Source organism: Pseudothermotoga lettingae TMO (assembly GCF_000017865.1).
Lineage (GTDB): Bacteria > Thermotogota > Thermotogae > Thermotogales > DSM-5069 > Pseudothermotoga_B > Pseudothermotoga_B elfii.
On the sequence record NC_009828.1, the window covers coordinates 319,422 to 343,469 of the forward strand.

Genomic DNA, 24,048 nt, shown 5'->3' on the forward strand with positions numbered 1-24,048 from the left:
TATTTATCGTGCGGGAGGAGAAGTATTTGAGGGAGAAATTTGTTTTCCTATTTTTGTCATTGGCATGTCTTTGTTTGAGTTTTACTTTCAAATTTGATGGATGGTTTGAGTATGATTTTGACCAGCCGACAGATTCAACCAAATACTCTGTTATGATTCCCTTTATGGGAACGTATTTTACAGCGAGTGGTGGTTTCAGAAGAGACAATATTGTGATACCGCCGTACGCGGATGTTCTCATGAATAATTATTGGTACTGGGATGAAGGTTTTTTCAGCTGGTCTAATAATGTTTTCACATTTGAAGTGGGGGTGAAAGAAAATCATGCCGGACCAGGGCAGGTATACCAGCTGTTTGTTTCAGAAAATGGATTCTCTTATCCTTCAATTCACAGCGTTGCGGAGATTGGAAAATTCAGAGTAGAAACATTGTGGGGTGGGATAAGAGTTTTAAAAACAGACATAAAACCAGTAAAGGCTTTTAATTACAGGGCTCTCGTGTATACACCCTTTGACGGATTTGAAATAGCTTACGAAGACTCTATCCTGTATCTCGATAGATTTTTCGATCCATATTATTTTTTTGTTCCAATACCGGTGCCGGGGATACAAGAGTTTTGGCATTTAAGCGCCCCCTGGGGATACTCAAGTTATGAATTAAACGATAATTCTATGGTGGGAGCCTGGATAAAGTATTACAGGGAAAATTACTCATTTTATAGTGAAATTCTAATCGATGATATAAATATGAACAGATTTCTCGCGCCAGATTCACCATACCAGAATCCAGATAAAATAGCTTTTCTGGCTGGATTTACTGGCAAAAGTGGTCCGGTGAAGCTAACATTTGAAGTTGCCGGAGCCACTGCATTTACTTTTCAAAGGACAACTGATGATCCTTATGAATATACTTACTTTGAAGATTCGCAATTTCCCGTAGAAAAAAATATGATCGGCTACAAACATGGAGAAAACAATATTGCGTGCACTATAAAATTTGAATATGAAAGCGATAGCTGGTCTTACAGTGCAGAATACGAAGGATTGATATATGGCGACAGAACTCCAGATATACCATGGCATGGTAAATGGAGCAGCGTTCCTTATGGCACTTACTGGCTTACTGGGGATGTGCAATCGGAGTTTTCATTGAGGATGAGGATTGCATATCAATTCAAAAATCTTTTGCCGGGAGTTGAAAAAGCCGAGACAGGGTTCAGTGCCGGTTTCTACGGGGGCAATCCGTTCGTTGGATTCGATCTCTCTATAGCCCTAAATATAAATGATTGAGGAGGTGGGATTGTGAAGGGTTTGGTTCTTTGCGCGGGTAAAGGAACACGGTTGAGACCTCTGACTTATACCACTGCAAAACATTTGATTCCAGTTGCAAACAGGCCCGTAGTATATTACACGCTGGATTTTATGAAAAATGCAGGCATAAGAGAAATAGCTATAGTCGTCAGCCCTGAGAATAAAATGCTGTTCGAAGAAGTATTGAAAGATGGAAAAGATCTTGAATTGAATATAGAATACATAGTTCAAGATCAACCGAAAGGAATTGCTCATGCTGTTTATCAGGCAAGGAATTTCATAGATGAAGACCCTTTCTTGATGGTCCTGGGTGACAACTTAGTTTTTGAAGACATAAAATCTGTTGTAGAGGAATTTAACACATTGAAATCAGATGCCGTTGTTTTGCTTGCTCGAGTTTCAGATCCCCGTGCTTATGGAGTAGCAGTGCTTGAAGGAAATAAGGTCAAATATGTCGTTGAAAAGCCACAAAATCCACCGAGCAATCTTGCAATTGTTGGGGTTTATATGTTTCGTCCAGCTGTATTCAGAGCAATAGAAAATATCAAACCATCTTGGCGTGGAGAGCTTGAAATAACAGATGCTATAGGTTACCTAATTCAGAACGGACACTCTGTTAAAGCACATATCATAAAAGGATGGTGGAAAGATACTGGGAAGCCCGAGGATTTGCTTGAAGCCAACAGAAAGATTCTTGATAATATAAAAGAAGAATGTTGTAAAGGTAAAGTCGACGAAAATAGCGTTATTCAAGGTAGGGTTAGTATCAAACAAAAAACAATCGTAGTTGGATCTGTTATTCGTGGGCCTGTTGTGATAGGGGAAAATTGCAAGATAATTAACAGCTATGTTGGTCCTTACACAGCCATTGGTGACAATGTAACTTTGGAAAGCTGCGAGATAGAAAATTCTATTTTGATGGATCAGAGCGTCGTAACAAACTTGTCAGGAAGAATAGATTCTTCGATTCTTGGTAAAGGAGTTAGAGTATTCCAGAATGGAAAGATACCAAAAGCAATGCGTTTGATAGTTGGCGATCTTGGCCAAATTCAGTTTTAGTCAGGAGTGAAAATTTTGAAGGATGGAATCTTGGTACTTTTTTATCTGATACTGTTTTTACTTCTTACAAAATTATCTCCATTTATTATGACTGCTCTGATGCTTGGTGTGTATTTATCAATAATAGTTGATTTCGTAGCGAGATTTTTTGCCAGATTCCTGCACGGAAAAATCTCAAGAATTCTGGCGAATGTGACTGTACTTGGTGTGATAGCGTATTCGATTGGGAATTTTTTCCCCGTGATTATAAACGAAGCCAAAAAGGTTTTCTCAGAGATTGAGAAAATACAAATAACTTTCGAGGATGTCAGTATTCCTGACTGGATCCTGAGTTTTTTAACGAATCTTGGAAAGAGTTTCTCCGATATCGCACTTACCATTGTGAATAAATTGTTGGGATATGTTCCTTCGCTTATAACAGCCCTGGTTATCGTTGTTATTACAACACTTATTGTGGGGAATTTGAAAAAAGTTGTCTCAAAAAAATTGGACAAGTTATTTCCCGAAAATCCAGAAAAAGGTATCTATTTTGCAAAGACAACCTATAGAGAGTTTGAAAGATTTGTGGCAGGACAGGTTTTAGTAGCTGCTTTCGTTGGTTTCTTCGTTGGTGTGATGTCACTTATTTTCAAAATACCAAGCGCTATTTTTCTTGGTGTTCTTGCCTTTATTACTGATTTTATACCTTATCTCGGGGTCATAATATCTGCAATACCCCTTTTAATGCTTGGCTTTGCTTCCCATGGGTTAAAAGGATTGATAATAGGTGTTTTAATTCTCCTGTCTGCTAACCAGTTAGAAATGTGGTTTTTGGCACCTAAGATACAAAGTAATGCGTTGAAAATACACTGGTTTTTTATATTAATTGCAATCCTTCTATTTGGAGACGTGATAGGTTTTGGCGGAATATTTGTGGCACTTCCCACACTTATATATGTAAAGAATTTCTGGAATCAATATGTAAGCAAAAGCCCCCATTGAAGGGGGCTTTTTTGTTATCTACTTTTGACCCATTTGATGACCAGTGGGCTTGCTATGTATATGGAAGAATATGTACCAACTACCACACCAATTGTCATGCCGAAGGCAAAAGGTTTAATGGCATTTCCAGCAAAAAGAAACAATATGAAAACCACGAAAAATGTTGTGAGAGATGTATTTAAGGTTCTTCTGAAAACCTGGTTTATGCTCTCGTTGACCAGAGAGGAAATTTCTTTCCCCTTGAATTTTTTCATGTTTTCTCTTATTCTGTCATAGACAACTATAGTATCGTTTAGAGAATAACCAATCAACGTGAGAAAAGCTGCAACTGCTGGCACATTCAGTTCGTAGCCGGTGAACGAGAAAATCCCGAGAGTTATCAGGACATCGTGAATCAATGCGATTGTTGCACCTATTCCAAAGACAAAGTTAAATCTCAATGTTATGTACACAAGAACAGCTGCAAGGGTTATCAAAATAGACCTCCAGGTCAGTCTCCTTATTTCTTCTGCTGCAGAACCACCGGTTTCGTTGAAAGAAATAACCTGACCTTTAACGCCAACTGTTGAAATTTGCTGTTCTATGCTGCTTTGAACCTTTGCTTTTTCTTCTGTTTCGAAAGTTTTGGATAGAGTGATAGAAAACTTTGTTATACCTTCTGGATCTCCCACAGATCTGACTCTTGTTACACGCGCTGCTTCAAAATCTGAAGAAATGTTTTGCAAGATTGTTCTCACATCTGATTCTGAAAAACTGTTTGATTCGACGCGCAATATGATTTCTGAACCACCAGTGAATTCAACGCCAAAATTGAATCCCTTTGCCAGCATCGAGATCACACTTGCTACGATCAGAATAGTTGAGATAATTATGAAGAACTTTCTTTTTCCAACAAAGTCCATCTTTTTCATGACTGAGCTCCCCTTTCTTCCACAGCTGGTTTGCGTATGAAAGAGCTCAAAGCGTCGGTGAGAAGTCTTGAAAGAACAATATTCACAAAGAAACTTCCAAGTACACCTATGATCAGTGTGATGGCAAAACCTTTAACTGTGCCTGTCCCAAAATAATACAGGGCCAGTCCGGCTATTATAGTTGTTAAATTGGCATCAAACAGCGTAATGAAACATCTTCCAAAAGCCGACGATATTGCCGCTTTTACAGATTTTCCAGATTTAAGTTCTTCGCGGACTCTTTCCGCGATTATGATATTTCCATCTACTGTTGTTCCAATAGTAAATATAATACCTGCAATACCCGGTAATGTAAGAATAGAGTGGGTGGCAGCAAGTACACCAAGCAACAAAAAGGTGTTGTAAACGAGTGCTATATCGGCGATGATTCCCTGAACTCCGTAAGTGAATATCATATATATCAGGACAACAAATAAACCAATTATTCCTGCCCATAGAGAAGTTTTAACTATATCTGAACCAAGCAATGGAGCAACCCATCCTGCTGATATCTTTTCCAATCTTGCTGGCAAGGCACCGCTTCTTAATATGGCAGCAAGTTGCTTGGCTTCTTCTAATGAGAAATTGCCGGTGATCTCTGCTTTTCCATCCGGTATAACGGAAATTACATAACCGGCAAATTGAACCACGTCATCAAGAACTATAGCAAGTCGTTTTTCTTTTGAGGAGCTACTTCCTATAGCTGATTCTGGAACAACTAGTTGCTGGGTGATCTTTTTGAAGATTTCTGAATCTTTGCTCGATAGTTCAAAAGTAACTTTGTAACCGAACCTTCCCACGCGTGTCTCTGGTACAGGGCTTGCAGAGACAATCTGAGGTGAAACAAGTTTCAGATCTTTTACAAGCATTACTTCTGTGCGGACAAGGTACCAGATTTTACCATCTCTTGATGGAAGCCACTCGGCTTTCTTAAGTTTTGCCAGGTCTTTCAGCCTCGGATCGTTTTGGGGATCAATCTGGCTTTCGTCTATCACCTGGCCAAAGTACATTAACCCTGTAGAGCCGAGTAATTTTTCAGCTCTGGTAGTATCTGTTGCAGCAGGAATTTCAACAACTATGAAAGAATTATTTTCCCTGAAAGTCTTTCTTACCGTTGCTTCAGTATAACCTGCAGCGTCGAGTCGGTTTCGCAAAACAGTCCAGACATCGTCAATAACTTCACTTGGATTTTCGACATTCTCATCAATATCAACGCGATACTCTAATCGGGCGCCACCCTTTATATCAAGTCCCAGTGGTATGCGTTGAAATATAGCTGCCAATCCTCTGTATGTCTGTTCCTCGCTGGGCCAGAGTAAAGCAAGAAAGGCCCCAAAAATAGCTACAATCACAATAACAAGCCTTATTCTATCTGTTCTCATTACTAAGTCCCCTCCTTGGTTCTACTCTTTATCTTTCTCCTCCTGCTGTTCTTTTGATTCTTCTTTCTCTTTCAAAACAGTTGCTATAGCCCTTTTAGTTACTTCAAGCTCTGTTGTCATCGATGTTTTAATCTTAATAGTATCCTTTTTAATGTCGATAACCTTTCCGACGATTCCACCAACTGTGATAACCGTATCACCGCGCTTCATATTTGAAACCATTTCTTTGAACTGTTTTTCACGTCTTCGCTGTGGAAGAATTATCAAGAAATAAAACATGGCGAAAAGCATGGCAAGCAGAATTATGAAACTCCACCCAGAACCTGTCGCGGTTGTCGTTGCACTTGGTGCACTGCCTGTTGCCCCTGGTGCTGCACTGTAGATTATGTTCACTTGAATACCTCCCTTTTAATTTTCGATCTCAATTGATTTTACCAGAATTCTATAAATCGTTGGGATAAAAAACAATTGCAATCCCAAACCAATTAGTCCATAAAGAGTATCTTTAAATACTGTATACAGGGAAAACTGTGTAAATTCAACTAAGAACAACACAATTCTCGTAGAAAAAAATGTGAGCATTATCACTAATCTCAAATTTTTTACCTTTTTCATCCATACGAAACAGAAAATAGCAAGTATCACCAGCTCGATAGCTCTTATAAAAATGAAAGATTCTGATGGAATACGTGTTGCAAAAAAACTGAGAACAGGACTCAAAGTGCCAACAATTATCCCGACAAAGGCCCCGTGAATTAATGTGGCCAGAATGACAATAAAGTATACAGGTAAAATGACTCTATCGATAGTCTCAAAGCCAGTGAGATGTGTGAAATATAAAATAGCAACACTCATTGATAGCCACAGTAGAATGTAAACAATTTTCCTGGTCAACTTCTAAATCCTCCTATACAACATTTTTCTCTCTGAGAACGCCTTTTTTAAATCTGTCAATGTCAAGTTCGCTTATATCAACATGGATTGATTTGCCATGAAGCATCATTTGCGCTATTGCTTCTCCAACAGCAGGAGCAAGCATGAATCCATGTCCACTGAAACCGACGGCATAATAGAAGCCCGGGACAGCTGAAGATTGTCCTATTATAGGCTGTGCATCAGGCGACATATTATAGTGCCCTGACCAGTGACGGATTATTCTTAGATTCCCAAACGGCGGAAAGATATTCATCATTTTTTGCACCATATCTTTCTCGAATTTAAAAGTAACATCGTAATTTATACCAGGTTTTTCGTCTGCGTCCCCCTGACCCATGATGAACTGGCCGTGTTTTGATTGTCTGATGTAAAAATTTCCTGAAAAACTTATTACCATTGGATCTAAGAAATTCCTGACAGCCTCCGTAACCATTATTTGATGCCTGTAACTTTCTGTTGGAAGATCTATATTTACCATTTTTCCAACATCTCTTGAATATGAACCTGCTGCGTTGACAACGAATCGTGTTTTAACAGTTCCTCTGTTTGTATGAATTATGAAACTGCTTCTGTGAAATTCTATACCAACAACTTTTGTATGAGTGAATAGATGAACGCCCATTTTTCTGGCAGCTCTCGCATATGCGAAATTCGCGAGATGTGGGTTTGCATGGCCATCTTTCTGACAAAATGTTGCCAGTTTTACACCTTCGGTATTCAAGTAAGGATATCTTTCTTTTATTTGCTTAGGGGTCAAAATCTCCACGTCCAGGCCAAGTTCTCTTTGCATACGGACATTTTTCTCAAATTCCCGGGCTTCGTCCTCACTGTAAGATAGAACGAGATAACCTCCCTGTTTGTATTCTATATCTGTTGCTGTTTCCCCAGAAAGCTTTTCAAAAAGAGAGACACTTCTCATGGCGAGTATTACATTATGTGGAGAACTCCACTGCTGTCTGATACCTCCTGCACATCGCCCAGTAGAACCAGAACTGATGAAGTCTTTTTCAAAAACAGCCACATCTGTTTCGCCAAATTTTGCAAGGTGATAAGCCACAGAGCAACCAATTATTCCGCCGCCAACAACTACCACTCTGTATTCATTTTTCATGTTTCATCTCTCCTCTGACAATTGCTTCAAATTTCACAGGCATTATGGGAGGCCTGAAAGTATTTAGACTAATTTGATCTATTTTTCTCCCTGTTTTCTTTGCCAAAATTGCTACAGCAATTGCCCTACAGGTTCTTCCACCGCATGGGCCCATACCGAGTCTCAGATATCTTCTGAGCTCCTCATAGTCTGTGTAACCTTCTTCTATAGCCTTTTCTATCTGGTCAACAGAGATTTCCTCGCATCTGCAGACAACAGACTCAGATTGCTCCGGCAAGCGAAAAGCCCTGACGGTTTTTGAAAGGCCTTCTGGGACACTTATATAAACCAGATGAGTCTTGTTAGGGGATTTTGTTACTTTCTCTACAGTTGCTTCGCACACCTCATGCCCTTCTTGATCTAATGCTACGACCTTTTGACCTTTTTCTGGAATTGGTAGAAATTCATACGGAATAGCCACCAGATCTCTTTCAGGAAGGTAATTTTCCTGTATCATGAAAATAGCAAGGCCCGGGCATTTCATAGCACATATGCCACAGCCTATACATTTTGAGTAATCTATGATGGGCAAACTGTTTATGTTCTCAGCCACTGTTATCGCACCAGTTGGACAGGATGTTTGACATGGATTACATGGTATATTTTCAAAACATTCTATGATGGGCCTTATCTTACCGATCGGTCCTTCATTTTCCTGCATTTTTGTTGAATAGTTCATGGTTTTTTGTGTGAAAAACCTCTCCAAGCCATTCCGAACTTTCTCAGAAAATGGACCTGACCTGAATTCAACAAGTTCTCTCTGCATTTTCTCGATTTCAGATTGAACATCCACACCGGTTAATTCCCTGGAGACAGCAAGACCAGCGATTTTCCCCTCGATCATCGCGGTTGTTGCTTCTTCTATACCAGCCAGGTCGCCAGCCACGAAGATATTTTTCACATTTGTTCGCATTTCATTGTCTCTGTAAGGTACATAACCGCCAAGCTGTGGAATGTACTCCAGTTTCACGTGGGCCATTGCAGCAAGTTCAATAGATGGAATAAGTCCCGTGGCAATGCAGATAACATCTACAGCAAATTCTCTTTCTGTTCCCTCGAGGGGATTCATATTGCTATCTACCTGAACAATTACAGCTCCTTCAACCCTATCTTCTCCTATGGCTTTCTTTATTGTGTGATTCAGCAAAATAGGAACTCCCAATCTCTTTATTTTTCTTGCATGGACATCATAGCCTCCTACTCTGTTTGATATTTCAACTATAGCTTTTACCTTAGCCCCAGCTTGAAGGAGCTGATAAGAAACGATCAATCCTATATTTCCTGACCCAACCATCAAAACTCTTTTTCCGGGAAGAACCTTAAATTGATTCATCAAAGTCTGCACTGCTCCTGCGCCGTACACACCCGGGAGATGATTGTTTTCAAATGGTATAAACCGCTCCGAGGCTCCCACTGCAATAAGTATAAAATCCGCCTTTATCTCAAAAACAGAATCCTCAAGCCTGTTATAAGCAGTAATTATATCCTCATAGATCCCTGTTATTGTTGTTTGTTCCATAATGGAGACATTTTCATTAAGCTGGGAGGTTAATTTTTTCGCTATTTCAAACCCTCTGACAGAGGCATAGAATCCTTCGTGACCAAAGAATTTATGTGTTTGCTTTAGAAGTTGCCCGCCGAGATGAACTCCCTCATCGATTATTAATGTTTTAACTCCTCTTTTTCCAGCTTCGATGGCAGCACTTAAGCCTGCAGGGCCTCCTCCTATAATCAAGAAATCGGTTTTTACCATTTTAATTCACCTCTACCTGCTTGTCGCTCAACATGCATTCCATTTTTTACCAGAGTGATGCAGCTTCGAACATTCGATACACCATCGACAACGACCAGGCACGAAGAACATTTTCCTATGGCACAGTAAAAACCTCTTGGTTTTCCATGTTCTGTAGATCCGAAGATATCAATTCCGTTCGCTACAAGAGCGGAAGCTATTGTTTCTCCTTCATAAGCTTCGATTTCTCTGTCTTCAAAGAAAAACTTGACTGTTCTTGGTTGCTCCACATCAAGGATAGGGTGGGTTTTTATTCTTCTCAAAGCACATCACCTCCAGGGGCAAAGAAAGCTTAGAGATGTATGGGCATCTCTACAATACCTTCCAGTGCACCGAGAACTGTTTCGGTCAAAGTTGGATGTGGATGAATCGATTCTTCCAGCTCATTTGCCTTCAATCCAAATTTGACAGCCACAACGCCTTCCATGATCATGTCGGTTGAAGATGGACCTACTATTGCCATGCCAAGAACTTTCAGCGAATTTTTATCGGCGATTACTTTAACAAATCCATCTCTTTCAAGAATAGTTCTTGCTCTTCCGTTTGCACTAACAGGGAAAGAGAAGACCTTGATTTTTGAAGGATCAATTTCTTTTTCACGTATTCCCACAACTGCTACCTCGGGATTGGAAAATATCACGCTTGGGACAGCCGAGTATTCCATATGCACATCTTCACCACAAATATTCCTTGCTGCTACAACGGCTTCATACATAGCAACATGAGCAAGCATTATTTGGCCCCGGACATCACCAATTGCATAGATATTCGGTACACTAGTCTGCATTTTATTGTTTGTTTTGATTCCTCTTTGAACATTCACACCAATTTTTTCAATATCTTTGGGAATATTTGGCTTTCTTCCAACAGAAACAAGCACTTTCTGGACAATTTTTTCTACAGTTCCTTGCTTGGTTTCAATAATACATTTGAACGCGTCAGAATCAGGTTCTACGGAAGTGATTCTGGATGATTCGTAAATCTCGACACCTTTTTTCTTCAATGATTTTGAAATTGTTTCTGCAACATCTTTATCTTCACCTGGCAGAATATGATCCATCAATTCCACCACAGTTACGGGTATCTTGAGTGTGGAGAAAAATGTGGCAAACTCTATACCAATGACCCCTCCTCCCACTATAAGGATGCTCTCCGGCAGTTTTTCCATTTTAAATACATCATCACTTGTCCAGATACCTGGAATCTGATCGAAAGGGGGAATAAGAGTTGGGACAGATCCTGTTGCAAGAATTATATTATGAGTCTCAAGTTTTTTATCTGACGTTTTGACAACACTGGTTGACTCGACTGTGGCAGTACCATTTATCAGTTCTACGCCGTATTTTTTGAACAGGTACTCTATACCTTTACGCGACATCATGACGGTTTTATTCATATGAGCTTTCATTGCTGAAAAGTCGTACGATATTTTTTCAACGTTGATGCCGAGTTGCTTTCCTTTTTCTGTTATTTCGCTGTAAAGGTGGACACTGCTCAACAATGCCTTGGTCGGAATACAGCCCCAGTTTGTACATGTGCCACCAACAAATGACTTTTCGACCACGGCTACTTTCTTTCCACGCTGCGCAAGCTTTATAGCAGCTACATATCCACCAGGACCAGCTCCTATGACAACCGCATCATACAATGCAATCACCTCCTAAAAATCTTCACAAATGAATTGTACCATTTCGCTATTCTATAATGAAAAATAAAGTTATGCATTATTCGGCAATGTGTCACAGTATAATCATTTTCAAATGATAATATGAAGCATGAATTTAAATAGGGGGTATGCTTATGGAAAAACGGATAAGGCTTGGCAAAAAGAAGAGAATATGCCTGGTTGCGCATGATCGGAGAAAAAAAGATCTCATAGAATGGGTCCAGTTCAACAGAGGTACTTTGTCCAAGCATGAACTTTATGCGACAGGCACAACAGGTTCCTTAATAGAGGAAAAAACAGGATTAAAGGTAAACAGGTTCAAAAGCGGGCCATTGGGTGGTGACCAGCAAATAGGGGCAAAGATAGCAGAGGGCCAAATAGATATGCTTATCTTCTTCTGGGATCCGCTTGAGCCTTTAGCGCATGACGTTGATATAAAAGCACTGCTGAGGATTGCCACAGTTTACAATATACCGGTGGCAATTACAAGATCGAGTGCTGATTTTCTCATATCGTCGCCGCTTTTTGAAAAAGAATACGAGAAAATTGAACAGGACTACGAAGCTGAGCTTATCGAAAGAATCAAGCGGATAGTTCATCAATAGGAATGTTGTCTGGAAGTTTCCTTAAGTGATCCGATCCACCTTAAGTGATCCACCTAATAAATTAGGTGACTTCCTGCCTCACAGAGGCATGACTCACACAAATATGGGGATTGTTCTCCAATATCCTTGCAGAGGTTTTTCCCATTGGTTCGGCTCTGTGGAGCCTCACTTTTTTTATAGTGTTTTCTTCATGATTTTCTTTTTTTGTTCTTTATCCAAAAGTTGTGGTTATCTTGGAAACCTCTGTAAATATTATGCAGATTAACAATAAATTTTGAGAGTTTCTAAAGAAACTCTGTCGTTCATCATTTGTCCAAGGACAGGTGCATTCTGGTATTTTTTCGTAAATTCCCGTTGGCTGGTTTGAGGTAACCGTTGTCTTCAAACCACTGGATGGCATCTTTAAGGGATTCCTGTAAATTTCTCGGATTGTAGCCAAGTTTCTCTGAGGCTTTTTTGTTTGAGTAGATGTAATTTCTGCTCAGTGTATAAACGCTGTAAGGCGTTAAAAGGGGTCTTTTTTTCGCTGCAAAATAATATAAGGCAGTTAAAAGAGAGATTGGATAGGCTATATATTTTGAAAGAAATACATTTACTGATCGTTTTTTTCTGATTTTTTCAAGCATTTGTATCAATGCTCGAACAGTTGTGTGGTGGCCACTTGCGATGAATATTTCTCCCCATTCGTTTTTTTCATATGCGGATATTAATACATTTGCAACGTCTCGAACATCCACAAAATCAAAAGATCCATCAACTCCAACCTTTAACAAACCTTTTGAATAGAGAATCAACAACTTCCCCATTTCGCTGATTCGCCAGTCGTAGGGACCAATGATACCTGTTGGACATATTACAACAGTGTCAATTGCTTCTTTACTTGCTTTGAGAACTTCCAGTGTTGCCATTGCTTTTGATTTTGCATAATCGCCTTTAACTTTTTTGGGGTCTATTGGGATAGACTCATCAATTAAAGAGCCTGGCTTTTGATCTGAAAAAGCATGTATAGAGCTGACATATACCAGTTTGCCAATTTTGTTTTTTATGCAAGCTGAGATTACGTTTTTTGTACCATTTACATTCACATCGTAAACCGTTTTCTTTTTGCCAAGTATAGATATTGTTGCAGCCAGGTGAAATACAGCTTCGACATCTTTTGATGAATTTACCACAAAATCGTGATCTCTTATATCGCCTTGCACTATCTGTAGTGGTAAATTTTCTATCGGCTTTGTATCTTCAAATGGTGCAACCATTGCTTTCACACTGTATCCTCTGGCGACAAGAAATCTAACCAGAACATTCCCCAGATGACCCGTTGAACCTGTCACCAGTATCATCTTTCTCCCCCCGTTCTGAACAGCCTTGAAAGCCTCTCGAAACCGTCAGAAATTATCAAAAGGTCCTGTTCTGGTATTTGCGATGCAACTTTATCAATCAGCTTTGCAAAATCGTCGAGTATTTGTCTGTAAATATCGCGCCCGCGATCAGTTAATCTTATGTATATAACCCGTCTATCCTCATTTGACCTTTCCCTTTCTACAAAACCGTTTTTTTCGAGATTATCTACCAAAAAAGTAATGTTGCTTTTTGTCATTGAAAAAACTTCCGCAAGTTCGCTCATTTTTTGTGGTCCTTTCTGAGCAACATACAGTAGCACGTATAATTCAATTGCCCGGAGATTTTCAACTTCGCTGTTGAAATTGAGCATTTTTGAGAAGGCGAGTACCAGGTCGAAAACCGATTTCATGATTTTTTCACTGTCGAGGTCCATTCTGCACCACCCATTATGGATTATATAGTTAATATTTTAAACTGTCAATAATTTTGATCGTACGAGTCAAAAAATTTTAATAAACAAAAAGGTGCCACGAACCTGCTGTCGACTTACCCGAACCGGGGCATGACTGCACCTCCCGCTCCAGCCAGGCTCCCCTGCGGCACACGATGTGAACCACTTATGGCTGCTTCCTTCCGGACCTGACCAGGTTCATGGTACATCGTTGCACAGGACCCAGCCTTCATCACGTTCAGTTCAGCCTGTTTCCCGACTTAAGTAGCCTCAAGCAGGATTTCGGCCCCGCTATGGCGGGTTTCGGGTACAGGGGACCGCCAGCCCCCCGCCTATCGTGGCACCATATTTAATTATACAACAAACTATGTCGAATTTCTTGTTTACACACAAAACCATCAGTGAAATACAGCGTAAAACAAAACCGCAGCCGATAGCTGCGGGAAAATATGAAAACTATTGAATGGATTTTTTAGAAACTCATTGTGGTAATAATTATCTTGGTGATCAGATGAGGTTGTGGTCGATAGACTTTAGTTACCTGGATAGAAAAGGACTGCTTGGTGTCTGGAGAGAAGCACTCCTTGCAAAGGCTGTTTTATCTTTTAAAACTAAAGGATATAGAAGCCATCCTCAACTTGAAAGATTCAAAAACCATCCATCTCCACTGAAATCCATAAACACATATCTGTATCACGTATTTCAGCAAGCACAAAAGAGAAACTACAACTTCGATATCTCCAAGATCGATCTTTCACAGGTAGATACATCCATCAAACTCAAAGTCACCAAAGGACAGTTGAAATACGAGTTTCAGCATCTTTTGGCAAAGCTCAGACAAAGAGATCATCAGAAATATCTTGAACTACTCAATGTAGAGACTGTTCAACCCAATCAACTTTTCTACGTTGTAGATGGGGATATCGAAAGCTTCGAGCGACCAAACAATAGATAATAAACTAAGGTGTACAAGTTCTGAGAGATTAGACCTATCCCAATGTACGTGTGGACCTTTCACCAAGATCTTGGTTGGCGCCTTCCAATATATATAATACGAAATATATAAAACTAACAATTGAATGAAAAGCTTTTGTAGAGTAAATATGTAAACGAAATGATAATATTTTCTCATCAAAGAGCCAGATATAGAACTTATACGAGACTAACTTTCAAATTCTACGGTAAGATCCAGAGAATGCTCCTTTTCTAAAAGAAAAAAGGAGGGCATTCGCCCTCCTTGATTGATTTTACCGGATCAATATTCAGGTGGCATTGCGGGAGCTGCTTCTTTCTTTTCTTCTGGTTTTTCAACAACAAGCACTTCTGTTGTTAGAAGCATTCCAGCAATAGAAGCAGCATTTTGCAGAGCACTTCTTGTGACTTTTGCTGGATCGATGATTCCAGCTTTGAACATGTCAGTATATTCACCTTTCAAAGCATCGAATCCGTATGATTCTTCTTTCGATGCAAGGATTTTTTCTATAATAACTGCTCCATCATAACCGGCATTTTCAGCAATCTGTCTGATAGGAGCCTCGAGCGCTTTGTAAACAATCATTGCACCGACTTTTTCATCTCCATCAAGTTCTTTCAGGACATCTTCCACAGCTTTTCTGCTTCTGATCAATGTTACTCCTCCGCCGGGTACAATGCCTTCCTCGACAGCTGCCCTTGTTGCACTCAGAGCATCTTCTATTCTGTGTTTCTTCTCTTTGAGCTCTGTTTCAGTTGCAGCGCCGACTTTTATAACTGCAACTCCACCGGCAAGCTTTGCCATTCTTTCTTGCAGGGTTTCTTTCTCGTATTCAGATGTAGTCTGTTCGATCTGTGATTTTATCTGAGCTATTCTCTTTTTAATCTCTTCAGGATTTCCTTTTCCGCCTATTATAATTGTGTCGTCTTTTTTGACTCTCACGATGTCAGCCCTTCCAAGATCTTCGATGGCAACATCTTCGAGATTTATACCGAGTTCGTCGCTTATCACTGTTCCACCTGTGAGAATCGCGATGTCTTGAAGCATAGCTTTTCTTCTGTCACCAAAACCAGGAGCTTTTACCGCACAAGCAGAGAGTGTACCTTTCAATTTATTGAGAACAAGTGTTGTTAATGCCTCTCCTTCGACATCCTCTGCAATAACAAGGATTGGTTTGCCAGTCTGGGCAACTTTTTCAAGGACGGGTATTAAAGGTTTGACAGCACTCAGTTTTTTATCTGTGATGAGAATGAAGGGTTCTTTCAGTTCAACTTCCATTTTCTCTGCATCTGTTACAAAGTATGGAGAAATATATCCTCTGTCAAATTGCATACCTTCCGTGAATTCAACGTAGGTCTCCAAGGTCTTTGAGTCCTCAACTGTGATGACGCCGTCTTCCCCAACTTTGTCCATAGCTTCTGCAATGAGATCCCCTATTTCAGAGCTGTTTGCGCTTATAGCAGCAACATGAGCGATATCTTCTCTACCAGAAAGTTTCTTTGCCTTGTCTTTTATATACTTTGCGGCTTTTTCGGTAGCCTTGTCAATACCACGCTTTAAAAGTATTGGATTGGATCCTGCTGCTACGTTTTTGAGTCCCTCTCTGATCATTGATTGTGCAAGAACGGTGGCTGTTGTCGTTCCGTCACCCGCAACATCGTTTGTTTTGGAGGCTACTTCTTTTACAAGCTGAGCTCCAAGGTTTTCAAATTTGTCTTCTAACTCGATTTCTTTGGCAATAGAAACACCGTCATTGGTAATAGTTGGTGAACCCCAGCTTTTTTCTATAACGACATTTCTTCCTTTTGGTCCAAGTGTGATTCTCACTGCATCAGCAACTTTGTTTACACCTTTTTCGAGCGATCTGCGTGCTTCTTCATCGAATCTCAATAGTTTCGGCATTACTCACTCCTCCTTTCACTCTTCAATCTTAGCCAATATATCGTTCGCATCAATGATGATATAATCCACATCATCAATCTTAATTTCCGTACCAGCATATTTGGAGAAAATAACCCTGTCTCCAACCTTGACATCGATATTCTCGACTTTCTCACCCACGGCAACTACCTCTGCTTTCATGGGTTTCTCTTTCGCAGAATCTGGAAGAACTATTCCTCCTTCTGTCTTCTTCTCTTCTTTCAATGGTTTGATCAATAGTCTTTCGCCAAGTGGCGTTACTTTCATAAACGAAACCTCCTTTCATTTTTTTGAATATTATCACTCGAACTGTTTGAGTGCTAATTATAGCATACACCACTCTTCGGAAGTTATCAAGTACCAATTTTCGCAGTTATTGACAAGTATAACCAGTTATGAAAAATTAGTGCCAGAAAAATACCTATTTGAATGTTTTTTCTCTTCTTATCATTCTGGTTGCACTTATGTACATAGAAGATTGAAGAAGTTATGATACAATTTCGCAGGAATCTGTCCGGGAGGTGATTGGGTGAACAAGCCTTTACTTATAAGAGAATATATTCTTTCCTCGGTAGGAGTCTTCATAACGGCTGTTGGGCTGGTTGTTTTTCTGATACCGAATAATATTGCTGCAGGAGGAGCCAGCGGTATCGCGATGATCTTAAATGCATTTATAAAATTACCTGTTGGTGTTTGGATGTATATCGTTAATGCGCTGCTTTTTCTTATTGCTTTAATCACAATCGGCTTTGATTTTAGTTTGAAGACTATTTATTGTACTTTTTTGATGACATTTCTTGTAGATATACTTGATAGATTTATAAAATTACCAAAATATTTGGCTGGGGATATGATGCTCGCTGTTTTCTTCGGAGATCTGTTAACTGCTATTGGTATGGCCATAACCTTTACTCAAAACGCATCGACGGGTGGAACTGATATTATTGCAAGAATATTCAATCGTTATTATGGGGCATCTATGGGGACAACGCTGTTGTTTATAGATTTCGCTGTTGGAATTCTTGCGGGTTTTACCTTTGATCTGAGAACAGGAATGTATGCAATACTTGCCATAGTTATCAACGGCTTGATGATAGATTTCGTAATGAAGGGCATAGAAACTTCCACGCAGGTTGTTGTCATATCGGACAAAAATGACATCATTGCCGATTTTGTTGTAAACGATCTTAAAAGAGGAGCAACTTTTATAGATGGCCAAGGAGTTTATACAGGAAAAAGGAGAAAGATACTTCTCGTTGTGTTGAGAAGAAGGGAACTTGGGGAACTCATATCTTTCATACGGAAAACCGATAAAGGTTCATTTATAATTGTTGGTGAAGCCCGTTATATTTTTGGTGAGGGGTTTCAAAATATAAGAAACGCCTTCTGAAAGGGTGAGAACTTGGAACTGATATCGAATACGTTTTTTATAGCAGGTTCAATGGTTTTGATCTTTGCGATTCTGAGCTTTGAGCTGGGGCTGAGGGCCATGAAAAATGACGAGAAAGAGAAGATGAAAGGCCACAATAGAAGAGGCTGGAAAGCCATGCTCATTTGTGGCTTGATGTATGTTCTTTCTTTTATAATTGCTTTGTTTGTTTAGATGAGAATATCATCTTTGAGAGCGATAGGGAACCAATAATGAGTATCGCGTAATATGTTATCAATCTCCAGATAAGCATTGTAGCCACACTGAATTCACTGGATGAAAGATTTTTGAACATTAAATAAAATGCGCCTTCTATACCTCCCGAGGAGCCGGGGGTTGGTACAAAATAGACAACCATACTCATCGTAAGAAATGCACAAACAAATTGTAGATAATCGATTTCTGAGAGCCCAAAGCTTATTGATATAATATAAGGTAAACTTGCGGTGATGATTATGTTAAAAAACGTTATTATCACAGTGATCAAAACAATCAACTTAGAGGAAATCCATAAACCTCTGAGCAATTCAAAATAATTGCTCAGTGAGTCGAAAGCTTTTTTCCAGACGGCTTTTGGGTCTTTTTTTGTAAGGATGGAGACAATTCTGGTGAAAAATCTGGACATGATAATTTTCTGCGCAAATGGTTTTGAAAAGATGAGCAAAAGAAAGAATAAGTATATACTTGATGTTAAAACCAGTCCGGAATAGACCAGTAAAGTTGATCCTACAGTTGTCAATAATGACTTTCCTCTGATCAGTAGGAGAAAAAATGTACTGAATACCATCAACGTGAAAGAAGAGATAAATTTCACCCCTATCGTCATTGAAGCTGCCTCGACAGGAACACCATTTTTATTCAGATGATAAATTTGAAACGGTTGACCTCCAGCCGAGAAAGGTGTTACAGCACTTGTGTAAAGTCCAAGTAATGTATTTTGAAAACATTTCAGGTAGCTGATATTTATTTTTGCATGTGAGAGGAGAAGTTTAGTTCTCAGAGAATCGAGGACTAAGAAAAGAAGATACATAAAACATGCAAGCAGGAAATACCAGAGATTCATCTTCTCTAAGGCTGAGATGATTTGATTGCCTGATACCAGAAAAGATATGAGGCCACTTGCGCCCAGACTGAGAATCACTCCGAGAAAGATTTTTGTTTTCATCGTTCACCACCTTTTCTGCGTTTTATATTGTACAGATGTTACAGCTTGTTTTGACGATTTGCGCGTGAATTTGTTAGAAAATTTTGTCAATGGTGAAACCACCATGATAGAATCAAGTATGAATTGTATTTAATGGAGGATGATACCGTGAATGTGAGAAGAGATCTGGGGATAGATCTTGGTACTGCGAATACCCTTGTGTACGTTAAAGGAAAAGGTATAGTTCTGAATGAACCTTCTGTTGTTGCAATAAATGCTGATACTGGAGAGGTTTTAAAAGTAGGCATGGAAGCGAAATTGATGCTCGGTAAGACACCCGCTTCTATAATTGCACTTAGACCTTTGAGAGATGGAGTTATTGCAGATTATGATGTAGCTCTCTCTATGCTCAAATATTTTATTGGAAAAGCAAAATCTTCGATAACGCTTTTTAAGCCGAGAGTGGTAATAGGTGTACCTATTGGCATTACCGATGTTGAAAGAAGAGCTATACTCGAAGCTGGGCTTGAAGCCGGTGCTGCCAGAGTTTTTTTAATAGAAGAACCCATGGCAAGCGCGATAGGAATTGATCTGGATGTTGAAGAACCTAACGGGAATATGATCGTTGATATAGGTGGAGGAACCACAGAAGTTGCTGTTATATCCCTTGGAAGTATAGTTGTATGGGATTCAATCAGGATTGCTGGAGATGAAATGGACGAAATTATTGTTCAGTATGTTCGCGAGACGTACCGGATAGCAATAGGGGAGAGAACTGCCGAGAAGATCAAAATAGATATAGGTAATGTTTTTCCATGCCAAGAACATGATTCTCTTGAAACTGTTGTTACCGGGATAGATCTTTCAACAGGTTTGCCAAGGAGAATCGTTCTCAGAGGAGCAGAGGTTCGTGACGCATTGATGATACCTGTGGCAACTATTGTTGAAAGTATAAAATCTACCCTTGAAAAAACACCTCCAGAGCTTGCAACAGATATTGTCGAGCGTGGAATTGTTGCAACAGGAGGGGGATCTTTGATCAGAGGTATCGACAGATTGATCGAGGAAGAGACAGGTATAAAGGTCGTTAGAGCTGAAGATCCTCTGACCTGTGTTGCGAGAGGCGCAGGAAAGGTTTTGGAAAAAATAGAGATACTCAAAAAACTTCAGCAGGTGGATTAAATGCACTCAAGGCAGATTAGCAGACTTATTGCCTTAATGTTTATTTTTTCACTGATTTTCGCTATAGACATCCTCCTTTCAGGAAACATAAGTGCTGCAGTTTACTCGTTCAGCAATTTATTAACTGTCGGATTTAAAAAGAGCAGGGTTTTTTCAATTCGGGTTATTGAAGGAGTGGAGCTCTCTCTTAAAAAAGAGTCATCTCAGCGTATTGAAATCAGTTCTCATCTGTTTGCTGAGTATACACCCGTGCTTGGAGTGCGAGGTTATTATATCCTGGCAGCAGCGGATGCTGAAGAGGGCGATGTTGCCGTTGACCCAGATTCAAAACGCTTGGTTGGAGTTGTAAAAAGTTCGAATGCCGGAATAAGCTGGGTGGAGTCGATTTTTTCTCCTAACATGACCATTCAGGTGACTTTAGCATCAACTGACACTGAAATCGATGGGGAGCTTTTTGCGGGAAACAGGGTTCGGATTTATGAAAATATCGATGTAACAGGCTTCGATGTCAGAGTTTCGGATGTATTCACCTGCGGAACACTACTTAATAACCTTAATTTTGGTTACATAGGCACAATTGCTGGAAGAGAAGGGATATATTACATCGTTGACAGTAAATTTACAGCTCCTTCTCGTCTTGTGATTTTTCCTGGTTACTGACTATTTTTTGCATCAAATCTGAAAGTACCTTTGCATCTTCTTCATCGTAGTTATTTTTCTCTTCAAGCTTTTTCAGGATTTCGAAAGGATTTTCATCGCTGATAGGTTGTCGTTCGGGGACTTTTGGCTTTTCTTTGGCAAGGATTTCCTGAACTATAGAATCGAGTTGAGCTTCTATTTTTTTCAGCTCCTCATCTGACTGTTCATATTTTTCTTCTTCAGCAGGATTTATTTCCTGAACGAGTTTTTCTATCTCATTTATATTACTTTCAATAACCTCTTCAAGAGATTTCTCCGAAGAGTGCTCTTTCTTCTCTTTGATGATTTTGAAGCGGTGCTTTAACAGGTACATAACAAGAAACGTTGCAGAAAAGCTAAGTACGAATATTCCCACAAGCAAAAAGACCGATGTGCTACTCCTGGTAAATTTCGCGGGTGTTGCCAAAGAAGTTGTTTCCGGTGTTTTTGATCTGATCCACACCATCCATTCCTCGGTTGGCTCATTCTCCTGATCTATCAGTTGCAAGATTTTTTCGGCAGTAGCGTTTCCCTGGTAAGATCTCAAGTAAGTTCTTGCCCTTTGAAAATCTCCCGTTGCAAAAGCGCAGATCCCCATTTTTAATTTCATGAAAGGGTCATAAGACTCGAGTGATGGCTCTTTCTGGATAGCTGTTTCGAACCACTCAAGGGCCTGCTTGTAATTTCCAGAAGCATACGCATTCATAGCTGATACGTAATATTCGTTCATGGCAAATATAGTTCCACTAAGGAAGAAAGCAACAATTAGTAGTTGTTTAAGGTAATTCATAAACTTCTACCCTCCCATCAACAAGCACATAGACCTCCTTTCCCAATGTCAGCGCTCTCGTAATGTTTCCATCGAATTTTTGAATTTCTTTTCTGAGTGTCATTGTTTTAGGGTTCAGAAACATTATCGATGATCGGCCACAAATTAAAAGATATTCCCCACTTTGACATAGAAATTCGGGATCTATCCATCCTTGAGCGACAAGAGCGTATTTCCTGTTTACCATGTCATAAACCATCAGAGCATAACTTCTCAAACCCACGAAAGCATTGTTTTCTATACTCAAAAATGCGGTGAAATCAGTACTTATTTTCTGATTATTAATTTCTGATGAACTCAACAGCATTTTCAATCCATTCGATGAGAGTTCATAGATGTTTTTATTCGTAAGCAGTATAACATTTTGATTGTTCAGGAACTTTCCATACTCCCCGTCGAGCTCTAACATCTTTGCCCATTTCTCTTCCCATCTGTACAGAATCAACTTTTCATTTTTTACCAGACTGAAGATCCCAAAATCTGTCGATATCAGATCAATACAATTTGCTGGTAATTGCAATGTAGCTAACTTTGAAAAGGTTTTACCGTCGTAAGACATGACGTTACCGTTGGCATAGAAACTCATTTTACTGTTAGTCGCATGCGGGAATATAAAATTACCTTCATACAATTTTCCATTTGCCGAATAAATTCCATCCCTGCGAAGGTATATTACCTGTGAACCAACCTTCAGGATATCTATCACACCATCAAAGGGCATATTTTTCGTTTTTTTCATAACAGGGGTGATCGAGAAAGTATCCGGTGTACTTATATCGACGTTTTTTACTGACACAATTTCTCTGCCCTGTATATTGGGAATCTTTTCTGGATATGTTTCTGTTTTGTATTCAGGTACTTTTGCAGGTTCATAAGCAAGAAAAGCTCTCAACTTTTCTTGAAACTGAATTGATATATAACAATCGAAAAAAGAGCCTTCAACCACGAGGGATTCTACACCATCTATCAGGGCACTACTTTTTGTTACAACTCCATCTGCACTGCCTTTGACAAGCTCTGGATAAAAACTTTCGAAAGGAGTACTTTTCACATCGATTGACATAGGAGGGGAATTTCCCACGACACAAAGATATGCAATATCTTTTCTTGTCTCTGAGAGTGAGCTGAGCAATGTGGATGAGACAGATATTTCTCTGTATAAAGGCCCCAAGGATTCAAGATAAAATAGCAGGTGAGACTTTATGGAATCGACTATTGTCCTGTCCATTGAAAAATTAGACGCAATCACCTCTGATGGTTTTCCAAAAAGCAGTGTTCCAAAATAGATTGGATTCACAATATTTGTCCCTTTGTTTGGTGTACTGATCAGAACGATTTTTCTTACATTTTTAATTTCCGGATGCTTTTCTACAGCCAATCGCGCTATAATTCCGCCCACGCCATGAGCAACGATATCGAATTCAAGGTTTTTCAATCTTTGAAGCTCTGTGGCAAGTTTTTCCGCTTCATAAAGTATGAAGCTATTTGTGCCTTTGACCCTGGAAAATTGTCTGTAGCTATCCATATATGATTTGGATTTCGTGTTTACTATAGGATATTCGTAATACATCACTGTTCTGTTTGGAAACATCTCACTCCATATATTCACATTGGCACGTGCTGAATTTGGTATGAAGCCAAGAAAACCTCTGTCGATATCCGGAATCAAAAGCAGGATTGGTTCAAGACTTTTTGAGTTTTCTTTTATCAACTGGAGCCCTGTTTTTTGCTTTTCTGGAACGCTTGCAATTATTCCTATTTTAGAGGCATGGAAAGCTTCAACTTCGATGTATGGCCCATTGTTGTCAATATCTATGTAAGCCCCTCCAAGAGTTCTATAAACCGGTTCTTCAATATCTGGCACATACGCCACTTTCAAATTCGCGTATTCTTTACCGAGATAGAGGTTCTTGGGGATTCGGTATTTTATCGTCAAAGGTTTCATTGCAAATTCATCTATACCGTCACCTGGCGAAACATCGTAAACATCTGATACAAAAGAAGAAGAAAGTTTACCGGGCAAATTTTCAGGTGATATTTTTCGAATTTGAAGAACTTTCATCTTATTAAAAGCACCTTCTGGTATGGAAATAGTCAATGCCTGTGCAGTAATATCTTTTTGTTTATCTGGATGAATAACTGACTCATTGTTGATGAGACTCAGTACAAGGAAAATAATTACAATGGTTGCCAGCGATCCTGAGAGAACAATAAACAACAGCTTCCTCTTGAGGAGATTTTTTAAAACTTCCAGGATTTTTTTCACTCAA

General features: G+C 39.5%; 24 protein-coding genes and 1 other RNA gene. 9 read left to right on the forward strand and 16 right to left on the reverse strand.

All coding sequences use genetic code 11. The features are described from left to right. Nucleotides 1–26 precede the first annotated feature (26 nt). Genes TLET_RS01555 through TLET_RS01565 form a run of 3 tightly spaced genes read left to right on the forward strand, consistent with a single transcriptional unit; the run spans nt 27 to nt 3,350 of the window. Nucleotides 27–1,289 carry a hypothetical protein gene (locus tag TLET_RS01555; protein WP_012002353.1) on the forward strand — a complete coding sequence of 421 codons (1,263 nt, stop codon included), beginning with the start codon at nt 27–29 and terminating at the stop codon, nt 1,287–1,289. Nucleotides 1,290–1,301: 12 nt separating this feature from the next. After that, the gene (locus tag TLET_RS01560) at nt 1,302–2,369 is read left to right on the forward strand and encodes a glucose-1-phosphate thymidylyltransferase (protein WP_012002354.1); all 1,068 of its coding nucleotides are present in this window, start codon (nt 1,302–1,304) and stop codon (nt 2,367–2,369) included. A 6-nt stretch (nt 2,370–2,375) separates the two neighbouring features. Further along, nucleotides 2,376–3,350 carry an AI-2E family transporter gene (locus tag TLET_RS01565; RefSeq protein ID WP_144313061.1) on the forward strand — a complete coding sequence of 325 codons (975 nt, stop codon included), beginning with the start codon at nt 2,376–2,378 and terminating at the stop codon, nt 3,348–3,350. 14 nt (nt 3,351–3,364) lie between these two features. Here the strand turns inward: TLET_RS01565 and secF are convergent, their stop codons facing one another. Genes secF through lpdA form a run of 8 tightly spaced genes read right to left on the reverse strand, consistent with a single transcriptional unit; the run spans nt 3,365 to nt 11,208 of the window. Next, nucleotides 3,365–4,261, reverse strand: coding sequence for a protein translocase subunit SecF (secF, locus tag TLET_RS01570; RefSeq protein ID WP_012002356.1), 897 nt, complete (start codon nt 4,259–4,261; stop codon nt 3,365–3,367). Continuing rightward, a complete protein-coding gene (gene secD / locus TLET_RS01575) occupies nt 4,258–5,682 on the reverse strand; it encodes a protein translocase subunit SecD (RefSeq protein WP_012002357.1) in 1,425 nt (474 codons plus the stop codon). The genes secF and secD overlap by 4 nt, the downstream gene beginning before the upstream one ends. A gap of 21 nt (nt 5,683–5,703) precedes the next feature. Next, entirely contained in the window at nt 5,704–6,075 is a 372-nt protein-coding gene (gene yajC, locus TLET_RS01580) for a preprotein translocase subunit YajC (protein WP_012002358.1), read from the reverse strand. 15 nt (nt 6,076–6,090) lie between these two features. Next, complete coding sequence (locus TLET_RS01585; RefSeq protein ID WP_012002359.1) at nt 6,091–6,576, reverse strand: hypothetical protein; 486 nt, start codon at nt 6,574–6,576, stop codon at nt 6,091–6,093. 13 nt (nt 6,577–6,589) lie between these two features. Then, the gene (locus TLET_RS01590) at nt 6,590–7,729 is read right to left on the reverse strand and encodes an NAD(P)/FAD-dependent oxidoreductase (RefSeq protein ID WP_012002360.1); all 1,140 of its coding nucleotides are present in this window, start codon (nt 7,727–7,729) and stop codon (nt 6,590–6,592) included. Continuing rightward, nucleotides 7,719–9,521 carry an FAD-dependent oxidoreductase gene (locus TLET_RS01595; protein ID WP_041428369.1) on the reverse strand — a complete coding sequence of 601 codons (1,803 nt, stop codon included), beginning with the start codon at nt 9,519–9,521 and terminating at the stop codon, nt 7,719–7,721. Before TLET_RS01595 ends, TLET_RS01590 begins: the two co-directional genes overlap by 11 nt. After that, a complete protein-coding gene (locus TLET_RS01600; protein WP_028843477.1) occupies nt 9,515–9,823 on the reverse strand; it encodes a (2Fe-2S)-binding protein in 309 nt (102 codons plus the stop codon). Before TLET_RS01600 ends, TLET_RS01595 begins: the two co-directional genes overlap by 7 nt. 29 nt (nt 9,824–9,852) lie before the next feature. Further along, complete coding sequence (gene lpdA / locus TLET_RS01605; protein WP_012002361.1) at nt 9,853–11,208, reverse strand: dihydrolipoyl dehydrogenase; 1,356 nt, start codon at nt 11,206–11,208, stop codon at nt 9,853–9,855. A 152-nt stretch (nt 11,209–11,360) separates the two neighbouring features. On the opposite strand from lpdA, the gene TLET_RS01610 reads away from it, so the two are divergent. Beyond that, a complete protein-coding gene (locus TLET_RS01610; protein ID WP_012002362.1) occupies nt 11,361–11,831 on the forward strand; it encodes a methylglyoxal synthase in 471 nt (156 codons plus the stop codon). A gap of 305 nt (nt 11,832–12,136) precedes the next feature. Here TLET_RS01610 and TLET_RS01615 read toward each other — a convergent pair whose 3' ends face one another. From TLET_RS01615 to ffs, 3 genes are all read right to left on the reverse strand, one after another. Then, the gene (locus TLET_RS01615; protein WP_012002363.1) at nt 12,137–13,171 is read right to left on the reverse strand and encodes an NAD-dependent epimerase/dehydratase family protein; all 1,035 of its coding nucleotides are present in this window, start codon (nt 13,169–13,171) and stop codon (nt 12,137–12,139) included. After that, complete coding sequence (locus tag TLET_RS01620; protein WP_012002364.1) at nt 13,168–13,605, reverse strand: MarR family winged helix-turn-helix transcriptional regulator; 438 nt, start codon at nt 13,603–13,605, stop codon at nt 13,168–13,170. Before TLET_RS01620 ends, TLET_RS01615 begins: the two co-directional genes overlap by 4 nt. A gap of 94 nt (nt 13,606–13,699) precedes the next feature. Next, nucleotides 13,700–13,964: signal recognition particle sRNA large type (gene ffs / locus TLET_RS10760), an RNA gene on the reverse strand. Nucleotides 13,965–14,134: 170 nt separating this feature from the next. Between ffs and TLET_RS01625 the strand changes: the two genes are divergently transcribed. Continuing rightward, nucleotides 14,135–14,578 (forward strand): pyrimidine dimer DNA glycosylase/endonuclease V, encoded by a 444-nt coding sequence (locus TLET_RS01625; protein WP_012002365.1) that lies wholly within the window; start codon nt 14,135–14,137, stop codon nt 14,576–14,578. A 300-nt stretch (nt 14,579–14,878) separates the two neighbouring features. Here the strand turns inward: TLET_RS01625 and groL are convergent, their stop codons facing one another. Next, entirely contained in the window at nt 14,879–16,498 is a 1,620-nt protein-coding gene (gene groL / locus TLET_RS01630; RefSeq protein WP_012002366.1) for a chaperonin GroEL, read from the reverse strand. A 15-nt stretch (nt 16,499–16,513) separates the two neighbouring features. Then, nucleotides 16,514–16,783, reverse strand: coding sequence for a co-chaperone GroES (gene groES, locus TLET_RS01635; RefSeq protein WP_012002367.1), 270 nt, complete (start codon nt 16,781–16,783; stop codon nt 16,514–16,516). A 262-nt stretch (nt 16,784–17,045) separates the two neighbouring features. On the opposite strand from groES, the gene TLET_RS01640 reads away from it, so the two are divergent. Together TLET_RS01640 and TLET_RS10860 are read left to right on the forward strand one after the other, a co-directional pair. Continuing rightward, complete coding sequence (locus tag TLET_RS01640; protein ID WP_012002368.1) at nt 17,046–17,906, forward strand: YitT family protein; 861 nt, start codon at nt 17,046–17,048, stop codon at nt 17,904–17,906. A 12-nt stretch (nt 17,907–17,918) separates the two neighbouring features. Continuing rightward, on the forward strand, nt 17,919–18,119 hold the full coding sequence (locus tag TLET_RS10860) for a hypothetical protein (protein ID WP_041426412.1): 201 nt from the start codon (nt 17,919–17,921) through the stop codon (nt 18,117–18,119). On the opposite strand, the gene TLET_RS01645 is transcribed toward TLET_RS10860, so the two are convergent. Beyond that, complete coding sequence (locus TLET_RS01645; protein ID WP_012002369.1) at nt 18,097–19,110, reverse strand: lysylphosphatidylglycerol synthase transmembrane domain-containing protein; 1,014 nt, start codon at nt 19,108–19,110, stop codon at nt 18,097–18,099. The genes TLET_RS10860 and TLET_RS01645 overlap by 23 nt on opposite strands. Nucleotides 19,111–19,242: 132 nt before the next feature. On the opposite strand from TLET_RS01645, the gene mreB reads away from it, so the two are divergent. After that, nucleotides 19,243–20,271, forward strand: coding sequence for a rod shape-determining protein (mreB, locus tag TLET_RS01650; RefSeq protein ID WP_041428372.1), 1,029 nt, complete (start codon nt 19,243–19,245; stop codon nt 20,269–20,271). Further along, the gene (locus tag TLET_RS01655; RefSeq protein ID WP_012002371.1) at nt 20,272–20,931 is read left to right on the forward strand and encodes a hypothetical protein; all 660 of its coding nucleotides are present in this window, start codon (nt 20,272–20,274) and stop codon (nt 20,929–20,931) included. Here the strand turns inward: TLET_RS01655 and TLET_RS01660 are convergent. Next, nucleotides 20,891–21,739 (reverse strand): tetratricopeptide repeat protein, encoded by an 849-nt coding sequence (locus TLET_RS01660; protein WP_012002372.1) that lies wholly within the window; start codon nt 21,737–21,739, stop codon nt 20,891–20,893. The genes TLET_RS01655 and TLET_RS01660 overlap by 41 nt on opposite strands. Next, nucleotides 21,726–24,044: an esterase/lipase family protein gene (locus tag TLET_RS01665; protein ID WP_012002373.1), complete on the reverse strand. Its 2,319-nt coding sequence runs from the start codon at nt 24,042–24,044 to the stop codon at nt 21,726–21,728. Before TLET_RS01665 ends, TLET_RS01660 begins: the two co-directional genes overlap by 14 nt. Between the last annotated feature and the right edge of the window lie 4 nt (nt 24,045–24,048).